Source organism: Geodermatophilus sp. CPCC 205761 (assembly GCF_051383655.1).
Taxonomy (GTDB): domain Bacteria; phylum Actinomycetota; class Actinomycetes; order Mycobacteriales; family Geodermatophilaceae; genus Geodermatophilus.
The window spans coordinates 102,873-117,930 of sequence record NZ_JALPKQ010000004.1; the positions used below are offsets into that span (position 1 = coordinate 102,873).

Consider the following 15,058-nt stretch of genomic DNA (forward strand, 5'->3'; position numbering starts at 1 on the left):
GCACGTTCTTCATGCGCGGCGTGGCCCAGTGGCTCGGAACGTGGGCAAGCCAGGGTGACTCGGTGAGGGTTGCGTACTCCCGATATGGCTCAAGACCCTGGAACATCAGCGAGCGATCTCGGCGATCAGATTGTCGGACACCACTTCGAGGGCGCGGATGTCTGCGCGAATCTCTTCGAGGGTGCGCAGGGGGGTCGGCTTGTAGAAGTGCTTGGTGAAACTAATCTCGTAGCCCACCTTGGTCTTCGAGTCGTCGATCCATGCGTCCGGCGCGAAGGGCAGCACTTCACGGCGGATGAAGGCCTCGATGCCGTCGCGGCAATCTCCGGCAGGCTCGAGCAGTGGGACCTGCTCCGCGTCGCGCAGTTCAGGATCGGGCGCATAGGAAACCACTCGCATCTGTCCACGAAGCGGCACCTCGAACCGACCGCGGTGGGGATCGGCGACTGTGCCTTTTGGGTGCACCTTGGTCATGATGGGGTCGGCGTCCGGGTCGCGTTTTGCTCCGTCTTTGAGTAGCTGGTTGAGCTGAGCGGTGGTGTAGACACTGCTTGAGTCGACGCCGGCGAGGCGTAGAGGTCGTTCCACCTGAACCTTGTAGTAGCCGAAGTCCTCGTTCTTGAAAACTTTGGACCGCTCGCCCCTATCAGATCCGGTCTCGAAGTCAAGGAACGTGCGGACAACACGGTCGATGTCATCTGGCCCTAGTTCGCGGCTCTTATCGCCTAGGTTCTTGCGGAGGGGCGTGTACCACTCTGTCGCGTCAATGAGCTGCACCTTGCCCTGTCGATGGGCGGGCTAGCGATTGGTGAGAACCCAGATGTAGGTAGCGATGCCGGTGTTGTAGAACATGTTGAGCGGCAGGGCGACGATCGCTTCTAGCAGATCCTTCTCGATGATCCACCGGCGGATGTTCGACTCACCCTGGCCCGCGTCACCCGTGAACAGCGATGAGCCATTGTGCACCTGGGCGATCCGACTGCCCAACGGTGTGCTCTTCTTCATCTTCGAAACCATGTTGGCCAGGAAGAGCATCTGCCCGTCGCTGGAGCGCGTGATGAGGCTGTATTGAGCGTCACCGCCGTGGTCGACAATGAAGCGCGGGTCCATAATCCCCGCCTTGCCTCCCATTCGATCCAGGTCCGTCTTCCAACTCTTGCCGTACGGGGGATTCGACAGCATGAAGTCGAATGTGCGCCCAGCGAACGCGTCGTTCGACAGGGTCGAGTACTCCGGCCCGCCGCGCAGTCCATCCGCGTTGGCGCCTTCGCCCTTGAGCAGAAGGTCGGCGACTGCGATGGCGTAGGTCTCGGCGTTGATCTCCTGCCCGAACAGGTTTGTGGTGACCCGCTTGCCGCTGGCCTTGGCCAACCCTTGCAGAGTCTCTTCGGCGACGGTCAACATTCCGCCAGTACCCATGGCGCCGTCATATAGTGTGTACAAGCCGTCGGGGATGTCATCGGCGATCGGGTCAAAGACGAGGCGGGTCATGAGTCGGACCGCGTCGCGTGGCGTCCAGTGCTCACCTGCTTCCTCATTGTTCGCCTCGTTGAAGCGGCGCACGAGTTCTTCGAAGACGGTCCCCATCGCGTGGTTATCCAGGCCGGCGGGGCTGAGATCGATTCCCGGATCTAGGAACTTCTCGATCACGGAGCCGAGGACGTCCGCCTTAGCGAGCCTTGGGATCTGTTGGCGAACCTCGAAGTTTTCGATGATGCGCTGGACGTTAGGGCTGAATCCGTCCAGGTACGCTTCGAAGTCTTGCCGCAGGCGAGCCTGCGAAGAACGCCCTCGCAACTCACGCAACGTGAACGGCGAGGTGTTCCAGAACGCTTGGCCAGCCTCCGCGCGAAGCGCGTGGTCCTGATCGACGATGCCCTCGGCGTCGAGAACCTGCTTGAGCTCAAGGACCTTGCGCTTCGTGGGCTCAAGTACGGCGTCGAGGCGACGTAGCACAGTAAAGGGGAGAATCACGTCGCGGTACTTGCCCCGCACATACAGGTCCCGCAGTACATCGTCGGCGATGCCCCAGATGAAGGAGGCGATCTTCTGAGTGTTCGCAGTGGGGCTCATTCAGCCATTCCTTGTGTGGTGATGCGGTGCGGGGCGCAGTATGAGTCTGACTGATCCTTCTGACGGTCTGATCGGAGACCTGCGTGTCGGACAGCGATCGCCGGACTCCGTGCCGCCAGTCTCTGGGTCAGCGCGGCAACGGCCCCCTGCGCCGCGCTCACCCCTCGTCGGGACTCCAGCTCTGCACCACACCCTCATCAACTGCCCCAGGCCTACGTCGTCTCGCTGAACGTCGCGCCGGAGCACGCGGTGCGCCTCGCGGTGCCATCCGAGGGCCGGCGCAGTCGTGGTTGGAGACTGCCGCCCTGGCCCGCGCCGACCTCAGTGTCTACAGTGACAGCGGCTGACCACGCGCCTTCCCGCAGATAACCGTCGCTGCCTGCGCGTTCGCCGCCGTGCTCTACCGGGTGGTCACCGGGGGTTCGGTCGTGGACGGGCTCAGCGAGCTGGTCGCATCCGCGCTGGCCACCCTCTCCTGACCGTGACGCCGATCGGCCGGGCCCGCCGAGCGCGACCGGGGCGGGCCCGGGGTGGCCCCGAGGCGGGCATGGTCACGGCGGAGACGGCGGTCGTGCTCCCCGTGCTCCTGCTCGTCCTCGCCGGCGCGGTCGCCGCGGTCACCGTCGTCGGCGCCCAGCTCCGGTGCGTGGACGCGGCTCGGGAGGGCGCCCGCGCCGCCGCCCGGGGCGAGGAGGCGGCGGTCGTGATCGCCGTCGCCGGCCGGGCCGCACCCGACGGCGCGGCGGTCACCACCGCGGCGGCCGGGTCGACGGTCGTCGTCACCGTGGCCGCCGACGTCGCGCCGCTCGGGCCCGTGCCGCTCCGGGTGCGGGTGTCGGCCTCCGCGACGGCCCAACGGGAGCCGGGCACGGAGGTGGATGCTGCGGCCGGCCGGGCAGCGGTCCCGAACGGGGACGACGGATGACCGACGCGACCGGGACCGACCCGGAGCGCGGTTCGGCGACCGTCTGGGTCGTCGCCCTGTCCGGGGTCCTCGCGGCCATCGGGGTCGCCGCCGTCCTGGTCGGAGGGGCCGTCGTCGCGCGGCACCGGGCCACGTCCGCCGCCGACCTGGCAGCACTGGCAGCGGCCGAGCGGGCCGTCCGGGGGGATTCCGCAGCGTGCAGCGTGGCGGCGCAGGTCGCGACGGCCAACGGTGCACACCTCACCGCGTGCTCCGTCGACGCGGGGGCCGTCGTCTCGGTCGCCGTCGAGGTCCCGGTCGCCCTCGGGCCCCTCGGCGTGCACCGGGCGGACGCCCGGGCCCGGGCCGGTCCGGTCCCGCCGTCGGTTCTCGCAGGCTCCGGTGGGCCCTAGAAGACGAGGTCGTCCTCCGTGTGTGGGGGTACGGGGGCCGGTTGCCCGCCCGCCGCAGCACGGCTGTCCCGGGAGACCGGGCCGGGGACGTCCGCCGCACCTGGCCCGCTCGCGGGCTCGGGCTCGGGCTCGCCGAGCTCCACGGGCTGTGCCCCCGTCGACGCCTCGGCGGCGGCCAGTTCGTCGAGGACGACGTCCAGCACGCGCACCGCCCCCGCCTTGTCCAACGGGTCGTTGCCGTTGCCGCACTTGGGTGACTGGACGCAGGAGGGGCAGCCGCTCTCACACTCACAGCTGGCGACCGTCGCCCGGGTCGCCTGCAGCCAGCGCCGGAGCACGGCGAAGCCCCGGTCGGCGAAGCCGGCGCCCCCGGGGTGGCCGTCATAGACGACGATCGTCGCCGCACCGGTGTCGGGGTGCAGGGCGGTGGAGACGCCGCCGAGGTCCCAGCGGTCGCAGGTCGCCAGGAGCGGGAGGATGCCGATCGCGGCGTGCTCGGCCGCGTGCAACGAGCCGGGCAGCCCGACCTCGTCCACCTCCGCGCGGGCCACCGCCTGCTCGTCGAGCGCGAGCCAGACCGCGCGGGTGCGCAGCTGTCGCGCCGGCAGGTCGAGCGGGAACTCCGCCAGCACCTCGCCGGTGCCCAGCCGCCGGCGCTGGTAGGCCACCACCTGGTTGGTCACGTCGACGACGCCGGTGTGCGCGGTGAGGGTCCCCAGCCGCCGCGAGCTGTCGGTGGAGACGATCGACAGGTCGGTGACGTCCCGGGCGACCGTCGTCCACTCGGGGCTCTCCGGGTGCACCACGGCGATCGCGTCGTCCACGCTGAACTCGTCGACGACGTAGGTCTCGCCGCGGTGCACGTAGAGGGCGCCGGTGTGCACCGTCGCGTGGGCGGCGTCGCCGTCGACGGTGCCCAGCAGCCGCCCGGTGGCGCCTTCGATGATCGTCACCGGCTCCAGGCCGCTGCCTCGGATGTCGACGTCCGGGCGCCCCCGGCCGGCCCAGTACCAGCCCGTCGGGCGCCGCCGCAGCAGCCCATCGGCGACCAGTTCCTCGACCCGTGCCTCGGCGGCGGGCCCGCCGAAGTCGGCGAGGTCGTCGGGCACCAGCGGCAGCTCCGCGGCGGCGCAGCACAGCTGGGGCCCGAGCACGTAGGGGTTGGTGGGGTCGGTGACCGTGGCCTCCACCGGCCGCCCGAACACCGCCCGCGGGTGGTGGGCCAGGTAGTGGTCCAGCGGGTCGTCGCGGGCGACGAAGACGACCAGCGACTCCCGCTGCGCGCGCCCGGCGCGGCCGGCCTGCTGCCACAGGGAGGCCAGCGTCCCGGGATAGCCGGCGAGCACGACGGCGTCCAGGCCCGCGATGTCGATGCCCAGTTCCAGGGCGTTGGTCGTCGCGACGCCGAGCAGCTCACCGGCCGACAGCGCCCGTTCCAGCTCCCGGCGCTCCTCCGGCAGGTACCCGCCGCGGTAGGAGTCAACCCGGCGGGCCAGGTCGCCGCGGCCGCGGTCGAGCAGGATCCGGCGGGCCTGCTCGGCGACGGACTCGGCGCTGCGGCGGGACCGGACGAACGCCAGCGTCCGCGCGTTGCGCTCGACCAGGTCGGCCAGCAGCGTCGCGGCGTCCGCGGCCGCCGAGCGGCGCAGGGGCGCGCCGTGCTCCCCGGTGCGCTCGGTCAACGGAGGTTCCCAGAGGGCGAAGGTGGCGCCCGGCCGCGGCGAGCCGTCCTCGGTCACGGCGACCACCGGGGCGCCCACCAGCCGGGAGGCGGCGGCGGCCGGCTCCGCGACGGTGGCCGAGGCCAGCAGGAACACCGGCTCGGCGCCGTAGCGGCGGCAGATCCGTCGCAGCCGGCGCAGGACGTGACCGACGTGCGAGCCGAACACCCCTCGGTACGAGTGGCACTCGTCGACCACCACGTAGGCCAGCCGGCGCAGGGTGCTCGACCACTTCTGGTGAGCCGGCAGGACACCGCGGTGCAGCATGTCGGGGTTGGTGACGATCCAGCGCGAGTGCCGCCGGACCCACTCGCGCTCCTCCATCGGGGTGTCGCCGTCGTACGCGGCGGGACGCACCGTCGGGTCGGCCAGCGCGGCCACCGAGGCGAGCTGGTCCCGGGCCAGGGCCTTGGTCGGCGCGAGGTACAGCACGCAGGCGCGGGGGTCCTCGCTCAGCCGGGTCAGCGCCGGCAGCTGGTAGGCCAGGGACTTGCCCGACGCCGTCCCGGTCGCCACGACCACGTTCCGGCCGTCGTGCGCGAGCTGCGCGGCCTCCACCTGGTGCCGGTACGGAGACGCGACGCCGTTGGCCTCCAGCCGTGCCCGCAGCGCGGGTCCCACCCACTCCGGCCACGGCAGGGTGCGGCTCTCCCGCACCGCCAGCCGGTGGACGTGGGTGACCGGTTGCTCCTCCTCCGGCGTGCCGGCGAGGACGGCGGCGAGCAGGTCGCCGCCGGGGAGGATGCCACCCCCTGGACCAGGGTCCGTGCCGGGAGGGGGAGCCGACCGGACCGGGTGGAGCGTGGTCACCCCTCCACTGTCACACCTCCGGGCAACCCGTGGGCGCCCGATCGAGAGCGGACGGTCGGGCTACCTGTGCGGCGTGTGATTCCCCTTACACTCACGCGACGCTCGGGCACACGGAACGAATCCGTGCGCCCGGACAGGACCTCCGCCGACCGGAGCACGTGCCGGGGGCAGCCGACCGCTTGGGAGGAAACACATGCCGGACAGTGCACTCTCCGGCGGGGACGTCGTACTGGTGACGATCGTCCTCGCCATCTCGATCGCCGCCCTCGCCTTCGCCGCCTACCTGGTCCGCGCCGTCATGGCGGCCGACCAAGGCACCACGACGATGCGCGACATCGCGCGGGCGGTACAGGAGGGTGCGGCGGCCTATCTGCGCAGACAGTTCCGCACGCTCGCCGTCTTCGCCATCATCGTCTTCGTCCTGCTGCTCGTGCTGCCGGTCCACGAGGGAGGGTGGGGCACCCGGGTGGGTCGCGCGCTGTTCTTCCTGGTCGGGGCGCTCTTCTCGGCGATGGTCGGGTTCATCGGGATGACACTGGCCACCCGCGGCAACGTCCGGGTGGCCGCGGCGGCCCGCACCGGCGGCTACCGGCCGGCCTTCCGCATCGCGTACCGCACGGGCGGGGTCTGCGGGATGATCACCGTCGGCCTCGGCCTGTTCGGCGCCGCCCTCGCGCTGCTGCTGTTCGACGAGACCGCGCCGGTCGTGCTGGAGGGCTTCGGCTTCGGTGGGGCCCTGCTGGCCATGTTCATGCGTGTCGGCGGCGGCATCTTCACCAAGGCCGCCGACGTCGGTGCCGACCTGGTCGGCAAGGTCGAGGCCGGCATCCCGGAGGACGATCCCCGCAACGCGGCCACCATCGCCGACAACGTGGGCGACAACGTGGGCGACTGCGCGGGGATGGCCGCCGACCTCTTCGAGTCCTACGCCGTCACGCTCGTCGCGGCGCTGATCCTGGGCCAGGTCTTCTTCGGAGCGGTCGGGATGGTCTTCCCGCTGGTGGTCGCCGCCATCGGCGTGATCGCCTCGGTCGTCGGGATCCTCGCCAGCAACCCCGGCAAGAACGACGCCAACGGCCTGGCGCCGATCAACCGCGGCTTCTTCACCTCCGCCGTCGTCTCGTTGGTCCTGGTCGCGGCCGCCGCCTTCACCGTGCTGCCCAGCGTCGCCGACGTCCCCGACACGGTCGTCAGCCCGCAGGTCCTCGGCTTCGTCGCCGTGCTCGTCGGCATCGTGCTCGCCGCGGCGATCCAGCTGCTCACCGGCTACTTCACCGAGACGGCGCGCAAGCCCGTTCAGGACGTCGGGCGCAGCTCGCTGACCGGCCCGGCCACCGTCATCCTCTCGGGGATCTCGCTCGGCCTGGAGTCCGCGGTCTACGCGGCGCTGCTCATCGGCGGCGCGGTGTACGCGGCGTTCCTGGTCGGCGGCGGCGCCGCGCTGTACGCGGTCGCGCTGGCCGGCTGCGGCCTGCTGACCACGGCCGGCGTCATCGTCTCGATGGACACCTTCGGCCCGGTCAGCGACAACGCGCAGGGCATCGCGGAGATGTCGGGCGACATCGACGAGGAGGGCGCCCGGGTGCTCACCGACCTCGACGCGGTCGGCAACACCACCAAGGCCATCACCAAGGGCATCGCGATCGCCACGGCCGTGCTCGCGGCCACCGCGCTGTTCGGCTCCTACAACGCCCAGATCGGCGTCGCGCTCGACGAGGCCGGGGACACCCTGGGTTCCGCCTTCAGCCTGGTGAACCCGAACAACATCGTGGGGGCCCTGCTCGGTGCGGCCGTCGTCTTCTTCTTCTCCGGCCTGGCGATCAGCGCGGTCTCCCGCGCCGCCGGCCGGGTGGTCTTCGAGGTGCGGGAGCAGTTCCGGACCCGGCCCGGGATCATGGACTACACCGAGCGGCCCGACTACAGCGCCGTGGTCGACATCTGCACGAAGGACTCCCTGCGCGAGCTCGCCACCCCCGGGCTCCTGGCGGTGCTCGCACCGGTGGCCGTCGGGTTCGGTCTCGGGTTCGGGCCGCTGGCGGCCTACCTCGTCGGCGCCATCGCGGCAGGCACCCTCATGGCCGTTTTCCTCGCCAACTCCGGCGGTGCCTGGGACAACGCCAAGAAGATGGTCGAGGACGGCGCCTACGGCGGGAAGGGCAGCGAGGCGCACGCCGCCACGGTCATCGGCGACACCGTCGGCGACCCGTTCAAGGACACCGCCGGTCCGGCCATCAACCCGCTGATCAAGGTCATGAACCTGGTCGCCCTGTTGATCGCGCCGGCCATCGTCGGCATGTCGGTGGGGGAGGACCAGAACACGACCCTGCGGATCGTCATCGCGGTCGTGGCGACCCTGATCATCGTGGGCGCCGTCATCGTCTCCAAGCGGCGGTCGGTCGTCGTGGGCGGGGCCGGGGCGGACAACCCCAGCACCTCCCTGACCACCAGCGTTCCCTGAGCGCACGCCCCGATCCTCCGGCCGGTCCCCGCCGGCCGGAGGACGGCGGCGGTGGTCTGTGGACGGCGGTGCCGGCTGTGGACGAGCACCGGCGAGCCGTCGGGCCGGCCGCCTAGCGTCCGGCCGCGCCGGTCCACCGTGGCCCGGCACGACGCCGGGAGGTCTCCGTGTCCGTGACCATCACCGCGCAGCTCGACGCCATCGACACGCTGGCCGTCGAGCTGACGCTGCTCGCGGCGGAGCTGGGCGAGGACGCCCAGCTCTGCCGGTCGACCGCCGTCTCCCTGGGGACGGCGGTCACCGGCGAGACGGGGGAGCAGGCGGGCGCCGCGGGCTCCGGCTGGGGCGGTGTGCTCGACCTCGTGGCCGGGCACACCGGCCGGCTGGCCACGACGCTGCACGAGGCGGTCGCCTCCTACCGGATGACCGACGCGGTCCTCGCCGACCGCGTGCTCGAGAGCCGGCGCGGGACGGCGCCGCGATGAGCGCTCCGCCGCTGACCGAGGTCGCCGGCTGGGACGTCCCGCGGTTGCGCGGCGCCGTCTCGACCCTCGTCACCGTCGCCGACCGGCTGCCCTCCTGGCGGGCCCGAATGGAGTCCGTCGGCCGGTCGCTCACCGACGCGGAGTGCTGGTACGGCCCGGCCGCGCAGGCCGCGGGGACCGCCCTCGTCGAGGTGTCCACGGTGGCCACCGCGGTCACCACGGCGCTGACGGAGTCGCTCGAGCAGGCCCACCGGCTGCTCACCGAGGCCGACGCGGCGCAGGACTCCGCGGAGCGGGCACTGGCGGCAGCCGCGGCGGTACCGGTGGTCCTCGACGGGACCGGGCGGCTCGTCGCGATCCCGCCGCTGGGCGCGGCAGCGGCCGGTCTCGACGCCGACCAGACCGCAGCGGTCTGGCGCGCCCAGGAGCTGGCGGCCGAGGCCCTGGACGCCGCGGCGCGGGCCGGCCTGGCCGCGACCGCCGCGGCCGACGCGCTGACCGGGCCGGGGATCGGCGGGCCCTCCGGCCCCGCGACCTTCGCCGCCCTCGCCGACCTCGTTCCCCCGCCGTCCGCACCGCCGGCGACGCTGGTGCTGAACCGCCCGCCCGGCGAGGTGGCCGCCTGGTGGGCCGGCCTGTCCACGGCCGAACGGGAGACCGTCATCGAGCGCACCCCGGTGCTCGCGGGCGGTCTGGAGGGACTGCCCGCCTGGGCCCGCGACCGGGCGAACCGGCTGCGCCTCGAGGAGGTCCTCGCCGACTCCTCGGCGGCGGGGCACCCCGTCGCCGTCTCGGTCGCGGCGGAGCTCACCGAGCGGGAGGAGCAGGGCGAGTCCGTCCAGCTGTACGAGCTCCGGCCGTCGGAGGGGCTGGTCGGGCTCGCACTGGGGGACGTCGACACCGCCGACTCGGTCGCGCTCCTGGTCCCGGGCATCCTGAACGAGCCGCAGGACGACCTCGACGACCTGGTGGAGAACGCCGACGCGGTGGCCGACGCCGCCCGCGCTGCCGAGCCAGGGCTCACCGTGGCCGGCGTGGCCTGGTTCGGTTACCGGCCGCCGGGAGTTCTCGGTGCGGTCGGCACGTCAGCGAGCCGGGAGGGCGGTCGCGCACTCGACCGTGCCCTGGACGGTCTCGCCACCGCCCGCGCCACCGATCCGGCGCGCGTCGTCGTCAGCGCGCACAGCTACGGGACGACGGTGGTGGAGCAGGCCGCCGCGGCGCCCGGGGAGCTGGCCGCCGATGCGGTGGTCCTCAACGGGAGCCCGGGCATGAACGGGGACGCCGGGAGCCTGGAGGCCGCCGAGGTGTACGAGGCGTCAGCCGGGTTGGACCCGATCGGCTGGGTGGACTGGCACGGCAGGTATCCGACGTGGGACGACGGGTTCGGGGCCATCGAGCTGCCGACCGAGTGGGTGATGACGCACAGTGAGTACTACGCCGAGCACTTCCCGACCCTGGCGGCGATCGGGGAGGTGGTCGCCGGTCCCCGGCCACCGGACTGACGACGCCGGGCCCTGGGAACACGGGGCCTCGCCGGGCCATTGGAGCGGGTGACGGCACGCCCACGGTGGGTCGCCGAACGCCTCCTCGTCGGAGTCGTGGCCTACCGTGGCGTCGCCGAGGGCGTACGCGCCGCGACCGCGCCATCCGGCGCCGGCCTCCCGGCGCCCGCACCGAGCAGCACCGACAGGAGCACCGTGGCCCCCACGAAGACCGTGAAGAACGGCAGCCCGACCGCCGCCCGAACGGCCGGTGGCACGAGCACCCCTGCCCGCCGTCGCCCCGCCGCGACCGGGGGCGGGCGGCCACTGGTCATCGTGGAGTCCCCGACCAAGGCCGGGAAGATCGCCGGTTACCTGGGCAGCGGCTACGTCGTCGAGGCCAGCGTCGGGCACATCCGGGACCTCCCGCGCAACGCCGCCGACGTGCCGGCCGAGCACAAGGGCGCCTCCTGGGCCCGGCTCGGGGTGGACGTCGACAACGCGTTCGAGCCGCTCTACGTCGTCAGCCCCGACCGCAGGCAGCAGGTCAGCCGGCTCAAGCAGCTGGTGAAGGAGGCCAGCGAGGTCTACCTCGCCACCGATGAGGACCGCGAGGGCGAGGCCATCGCGTGGCACCTCGTGGACACCCTGAAGCCCCGGGTGCCGGTGCGCCGCATGGTCTTCCACGAGATCACGCCCGAGGCGATCGCCCGGGCGGTCGCCAACCCGCGCGAGCTCGACACCGCCCTGGTCGACGCGCAGGAGACCCGCCGCATCCTCGACCGGCTCTACGGCTACGAGGTCAGCCCCGTGCTGTGGAAGAAGGTCCTGCCCAAGCTGTCGGCCGGCCGCGTGCAGTCGGTCGCGACCCGCATCGTCGTGGAGCGCGAGCGCGAGCGGATGGCCTTCCGATCGGCCGACTACTGGTCGTTGGAGGGCACCTTCGCCGTCACCGAACAGCGCGGCGCGGACGAGGGTGAGCCCACGACCCTGCGCGCCCGGCTGGTCAGCGTCGACGACAGCCGGGTCGCCACCGGCCGCGACTTCGACCCCGCCACCGGCCGGGTCTCCGGCGACGTCGTCCACCTCGACGAGGCCGGGGCCCGCGGGCTGGCCGCTCGGCTCGAGGGCGGTCAGGTCACCGTCAGCCGGGTCGACGAGAAGCCCTACCGGCGTCGTCCGTACGCGCCGTTCACCACCTCGACGTTGCAGATGGAGGCCGGCCGGAAGCTCGGCTGGTCCTCGGCGCAGGTCATGCGGGTGGCCCAGCGGCTGTACGAGAACGGCCACATCACCTACATGCGGACCGACTCGACCAACCTCTCCGACGAGGCGATCAACGCCGCACGGACCCAAGCCCGCCAGCTCTACGGCGACGCGTTCGTGCCCGCGGAGGCCCGGCGCTACAAGAGCAAGGCCAAGGGCGCGCAGGAGGCGCACGAGGCCATCCGCCCCGCCGGGGACAGCTTCCGCACGCCCGGTCAGCTCGCCGGTCAGCTCGCTCGCGACGAGTTCCGGCTCTACGAGCTGATCTGGCAGCGCACGGTCGCCTCGCAGATGGCCGACGCCGTGGGTCAGACCGTGAGCATCCGGCTGGCCGGGCGCAGCAGCACCGACGAGGCCGTCGAGTTCACCGCCAGCGGGCGCACGATCACCTTCCCCGGCTTCCTGCGGGCCTACGTCGAGTCCCGCGACGAGGGTGCGGCCGGCGACGACGACCCCGGCACCGACGACGCGGAGCGCCGGCTGCCCCGGGTCGAGCGGGGCCAGCAGCTGGCCACCCAGGCGCTCGAGGCCAAGGGCCACTCGACGACGCCGCCGTCCCGGTACACCGAGCCGAGCCTGGTCGCCCGGCTCGAGGAGCTCGGCATCGGCCGGCCGTCGACCTACGCCTCCATCATGCAGACCATCCAGGACCGCGGGTACGTGTGGAAGAAGGGCAACGCGCTCGTCCCCACGTTCATCGCGTTCGCCGTGGTGAACCTCCTGGAGCAGCACTTCGCCCAGCTCGTCGACTACGACTTCACCGCCTCGCTGGAGGAGGAGCTGGACGAGATCGCCGGCGGCACCCTGCAGCGGGTCGACTGGCTCACCGAGTTCTACTTCGGTGGCGAGGGCCGGCACGCCGGCGGGATCGCCAAGTCCGGCGGCCTCAAGCAGGTCATCGGCCAGCGGCTGGAGGAGATCGACGCCCGCGGGGTCAACTCCATCCCGCTGCGCGCCACCGGTCCCGGCGGGGAGCCGGTCCTCGTGCGGGTCGGCCGCTACGGCCCCTACCTGCAGGTCGGGGGCGAGGACGGCCCCCGGGTCAGCCTGCCCGAGGACCTCGCCCCCGACGAGCTGGTCCAGGACAAGGTCGAGGAGCTGCTCGCCGCGCCGTCGAGCGACCGCGAGCTCGGCACCCACCCGGAGTCCGGGCTGCCGGTCGTGGTGAAGGCCGGCCGCTACGGCCCGTACGTCACCACGGTCGTGCCGGAGGGGAGCAAGGAGGCGCCGAGCACGGCGAGCCTGTTCTCGTCGATGTCGCCGGAGACGGTCACCCTCGACGACGCGGTCAAGCTGCTCACGCTGCCGCGCACGGTCGGCGCGGCGCCGGACGGCGAGGAGATCCAGGCGCTCAACGGCCGCTACGGGCCGTACCTGAAGAAGGGCACCGACTCCCGCTCCCTGGAGAGCGAGGACCGGCTCTTCACCGTCACCCTCGACGAGGCGCTGGCCATCTTCGCCCAGCCCAAGCAGCGGGGCCGCCGGGCCGCCGCGGCCCCGCTCAAGGAACTGGGCCCCGACCCGGTCAGTGAGGGCGCGATCACCGTGCGGGAGGGACGCTTCGGTCCCTACGTCACCGACGGCGAGACCAACGCGAGCCTGCGCAAGGGCGACGACGTCGAGAGCATCACGCTCGAGCGGGCGGCCGAGCTGCTCGCGGACCGGCGCGCCAACCCGACGACGAAGAAGGCCACCACGAAGAAGGCGGCGGCGAAGAAGACGACCACCGCCGCAAAGGCGACGGGGGCGAAGAAGACCGCCGCCAAGAAGACGACGGCCACCAAGGCCACCGCCGCGAAGAAGACCGCCAAGAAGACGGCCGCCGGCACCGACGCGGTCCCCGCCGGCTGAGGTCCCCGTGCCGACCGGCGACCTCGACCCGGGGACCTGGCAGGAGCGGCGACGCTCGTTCGGCTCGGTCGCGGCGGGCTACGCGGCACTGCGGCCGGGCTACCCGGCCGACGCCGTCGGGTTCCTGCTCGGCGACCGGCCGCTGCGGGTCCTCGACCTCGGTGCCGGCACCGGCCTGCTGACCGGCGTCGTACTGGCGGCGGGCCACGAGGTCGTGGCGGTGGACCCGGCCGAGGAGATGCTGGCCGAGCTGCAGGCGCGGCACGCGGACGTCGAGGCGCTGGCCGGCGGCGCTGAGGAGATCCCCCTGCCCGACGGGAGCGTCGACGCGGTGGTGGCGGGTCAGGCCGCGCACTGGTTCCAGCCGCAGCCGGCCGCGGCGGAGATGCGCCGCGTGCTGCGGCCGGGCGGCGTCGTCGGGCTGGTCTGGAACACCCGCGACGAGCAGGTGCCCTGGGTGGGGGCGCTCGGGGCGGTCCTGGTGGCCGAGTCCCGCGACCACGAGGCGGACCAGGCGGTCGTCCACGACCTGGCCGCGTCCCTGGACGCTCGCGTGGAGCGGTTCCGGTCCGCCGTCGTCCAGCGGCTCACCTCGGAGCAGGTGGTGGCCGGCATCGCCACCCGCAGCTACGTGGCCACGATGGACGACGCCCACCGGACGGAGTTCCTGGACCGGGTGCGCGAGGTGCTGGCCACCCACCCCGACACCCGCGGCCGGGACCTGGTCGACCTGCCCTACCGCACGGACGCCTACCGCCTCACTCCCGGCTGACCGTCGGCGATCGCGCGCAGGGCCGCCACGTGCGCCGCGAACGCCTCGCGGCCCCTGCGGCTGAGCCGCAGCCAGGTGCGCGGCCGCTTGCCCACGTAGCCCTTGCGCACCTCGACGTAGCCGGCTCTCTCCAGCGCGCTGACGGTCTTGGACAGCAGCGAGTCGCTCACCTGGACGCCGTCCCGCACGAAGCCGAACTCCGCCTCCTCGGCCGAGGCCAGCGTGGCCATCACCGAGAAGCGCACCGGCGCGTGGATCACCTCGTCCAGCGCGTGCCGCGGGTGGCCGCCCGGCGCGTCGCTCACCGGGGCAGTTCCCGCCACGCCCCGACGAGGCAGGGCAGCACGACCAGCAGCGCGGCCGGCGCCCGGAAGGCCCAGCTGCGCGCGAGGTCCGTCGTCGTCCCGACCGTGAGCCCCACCGCGAACACCGCCGACCAGGCGCCCATGGTGAGCCCGAAGCGGCGGCCGAAACCGTGCCGGGTGGAGCGCAGCCCGGAGACCAGCGCGACGGCGGCACCCAGCACGGCGAGCGCGAAGACCGCGGCGGCGGCCAGCACGCCGCGGTCGCCGTCGGCCACCGGCGGGGCGAGGAAGAAGCCGGCGCTGGCGCAGCCGAGGGTGGCGAGGAAACCGGACGACGCGGGGCTGGCCTCCCGGCGGACGCGGGCGTCGGCGGCCGCGGCCTCGGCGAGCAGAGCGGCGGCGGTCTGGGGCGTGGGGACGGTCATCGGCTTCCCTCTCCGGAGCGGCGGTGGCGGGAAACTGGCAAGTACTTTCCCAATCGTCAAGTAGTTGCCACGTCGAGCCCGCGGGCGCCCG

At 72.8% G+C, this 15,058-nt stretch carries 13 protein-coding genes; 8 read left to right on the forward strand and 5 right to left on the reverse strand.

Going from position 1 to position 15,058, the window contains the following annotated elements; translation table 11 throughout:
- Nucleotides 1-105: 105 nt before the first annotated feature.
- Both MY526_RS03745 and MY526_RS03750 read right to left on the reverse strand, forming a co-directional pair.
- Nucleotides 106-777: a hypothetical protein gene (locus tag MY526_RS03745; RefSeq protein ID WP_436703275.1), complete on the reverse strand. Its 672-nt coding sequence runs from the start codon at nt 775-777 to the stop codon at nt 106-108.
- A 21-nt stretch (nt 778-798) separates the two neighbouring features.
- Nucleotides 799-2,073, reverse strand: coding sequence for a type I restriction-modification system subunit M (locus MY526_RS03750; protein WP_436703276.1), 1,275 nt, complete (start codon nt 2,071-2,073; stop codon nt 799-801).
- Nucleotides 2,074-2,438: 365 nt separating this feature from the next.
- Between MY526_RS03750 and MY526_RS03755 the strand changes: the two genes are divergently transcribed.
- The 3 genes from MY526_RS03755 (at nt 2,439) to MY526_RS03765 (ending at nt 3,390) form a co-directional block, all read left to right on the forward strand.
- Nucleotides 2,439-2,552, forward strand: coding sequence for a DUF4244 domain-containing protein (locus MY526_RS03755; protein ID WP_436703299.1), 114 nt, complete (start codon nt 2,439-2,441; stop codon nt 2,550-2,552).
- A gap of 68 nt (nt 2,553-2,620) precedes the next feature.
- Nucleotides 2,621-2,998: a TadE family type IV pilus minor pilin gene (locus MY526_RS03760; protein WP_436689220.1), complete on the forward strand. Its 378-nt coding sequence runs from the start codon at nt 2,621-2,623 to the stop codon at nt 2,996-2,998.
- Nucleotides 2,995-3,390 (forward strand): Rv3654c family TadE-like protein, encoded by a 396-nt coding sequence (locus MY526_RS03765; protein ID WP_436689222.1) that lies wholly within the window; start codon nt 2,995-2,997, stop codon nt 3,388-3,390. The genes MY526_RS03760 and MY526_RS03765 overlap by 4 nt, the downstream gene beginning before the upstream one ends.
- Here the strand turns inward: MY526_RS03765 and MY526_RS03770 are convergent.
- Complete coding sequence (locus MY526_RS03770; protein WP_436689224.1) at nt 3,387-5,921, reverse strand: DEAD/DEAH box helicase; 2,535 nt, start codon at nt 5,919-5,921, stop codon at nt 3,387-3,389. The two genes, MY526_RS03765 and MY526_RS03770, sit on opposite strands and share 4 nt — an antisense overlap.
- 193 nt (nt 5,922-6,114) lie before the next feature.
- Between MY526_RS03770 and MY526_RS03775 the strand changes: the two genes are divergently transcribed.
- The 5 genes from MY526_RS03775 (at nt 6,115) to MY526_RS03795 (ending at nt 14,237) form a co-directional block, all read left to right on the forward strand.
- Nucleotides 6,115-8,379, forward strand: a complete 2,265-nt coding sequence (locus tag MY526_RS03775) for a sodium-translocating pyrophosphatase (protein WP_436689226.1) — start codon at nt 6,115-6,117, stop codon at nt 8,377-8,379.
- A gap of 167 nt (nt 8,380-8,546) precedes the next feature.
- The gene (locus MY526_RS03780) at nt 8,547-8,864 is read left to right on the forward strand and encodes a hypothetical protein (protein WP_436689228.1); all 318 of its coding nucleotides are present in this window, start codon (nt 8,547-8,549) and stop codon (nt 8,862-8,864) included.
- Nucleotides 8,861-10,369, forward strand: coding sequence for an alpha/beta hydrolase (locus MY526_RS03785; RefSeq protein WP_436689230.1), 1,509 nt, complete (start codon nt 8,861-8,863; stop codon nt 10,367-10,369). The genes MY526_RS03780 and MY526_RS03785 overlap by 4 nt, the downstream gene beginning before the upstream one ends.
- A gap of 195 nt (nt 10,370-10,564) precedes the next feature.
- Entirely contained in the window at nt 10,565-13,465 is a 2,901-nt protein-coding gene (gene topA / locus MY526_RS03790) for a type I DNA topoisomerase (RefSeq protein ID WP_436689232.1), read from the forward strand.
- Between the two features lie 7 nt (nt 13,466-13,472).
- Nucleotides 13,473-14,237 carry a class I SAM-dependent methyltransferase gene (locus tag MY526_RS03795; protein WP_436689234.1) on the forward strand — a complete coding sequence of 255 codons (765 nt, stop codon included), beginning with the start codon at nt 13,473-13,475 and terminating at the stop codon, nt 14,235-14,237.
- Here the strand turns inward: MY526_RS03795 and MY526_RS03800 are convergent.
- Both MY526_RS03800 and MY526_RS03805 read right to left on the reverse strand, forming a co-directional pair.
- Nucleotides 14,216-14,542, reverse strand: coding sequence for a winged helix-turn-helix domain-containing protein (locus MY526_RS03800; protein ID WP_436689236.1), 327 nt, complete (start codon nt 14,540-14,542; stop codon nt 14,216-14,218). The two genes, MY526_RS03795 and MY526_RS03800, sit on opposite strands and share 22 nt — an antisense overlap.
- Nucleotides 14,539-14,967, reverse strand: coding sequence for a hypothetical protein (locus MY526_RS03805; RefSeq protein WP_436689238.1), 429 nt, complete (start codon nt 14,965-14,967; stop codon nt 14,539-14,541). Before MY526_RS03805 ends, MY526_RS03800 begins: the two co-directional genes overlap by 4 nt.
- Nucleotides 14,968-15,058: the final 91 nt, after the last annotated feature.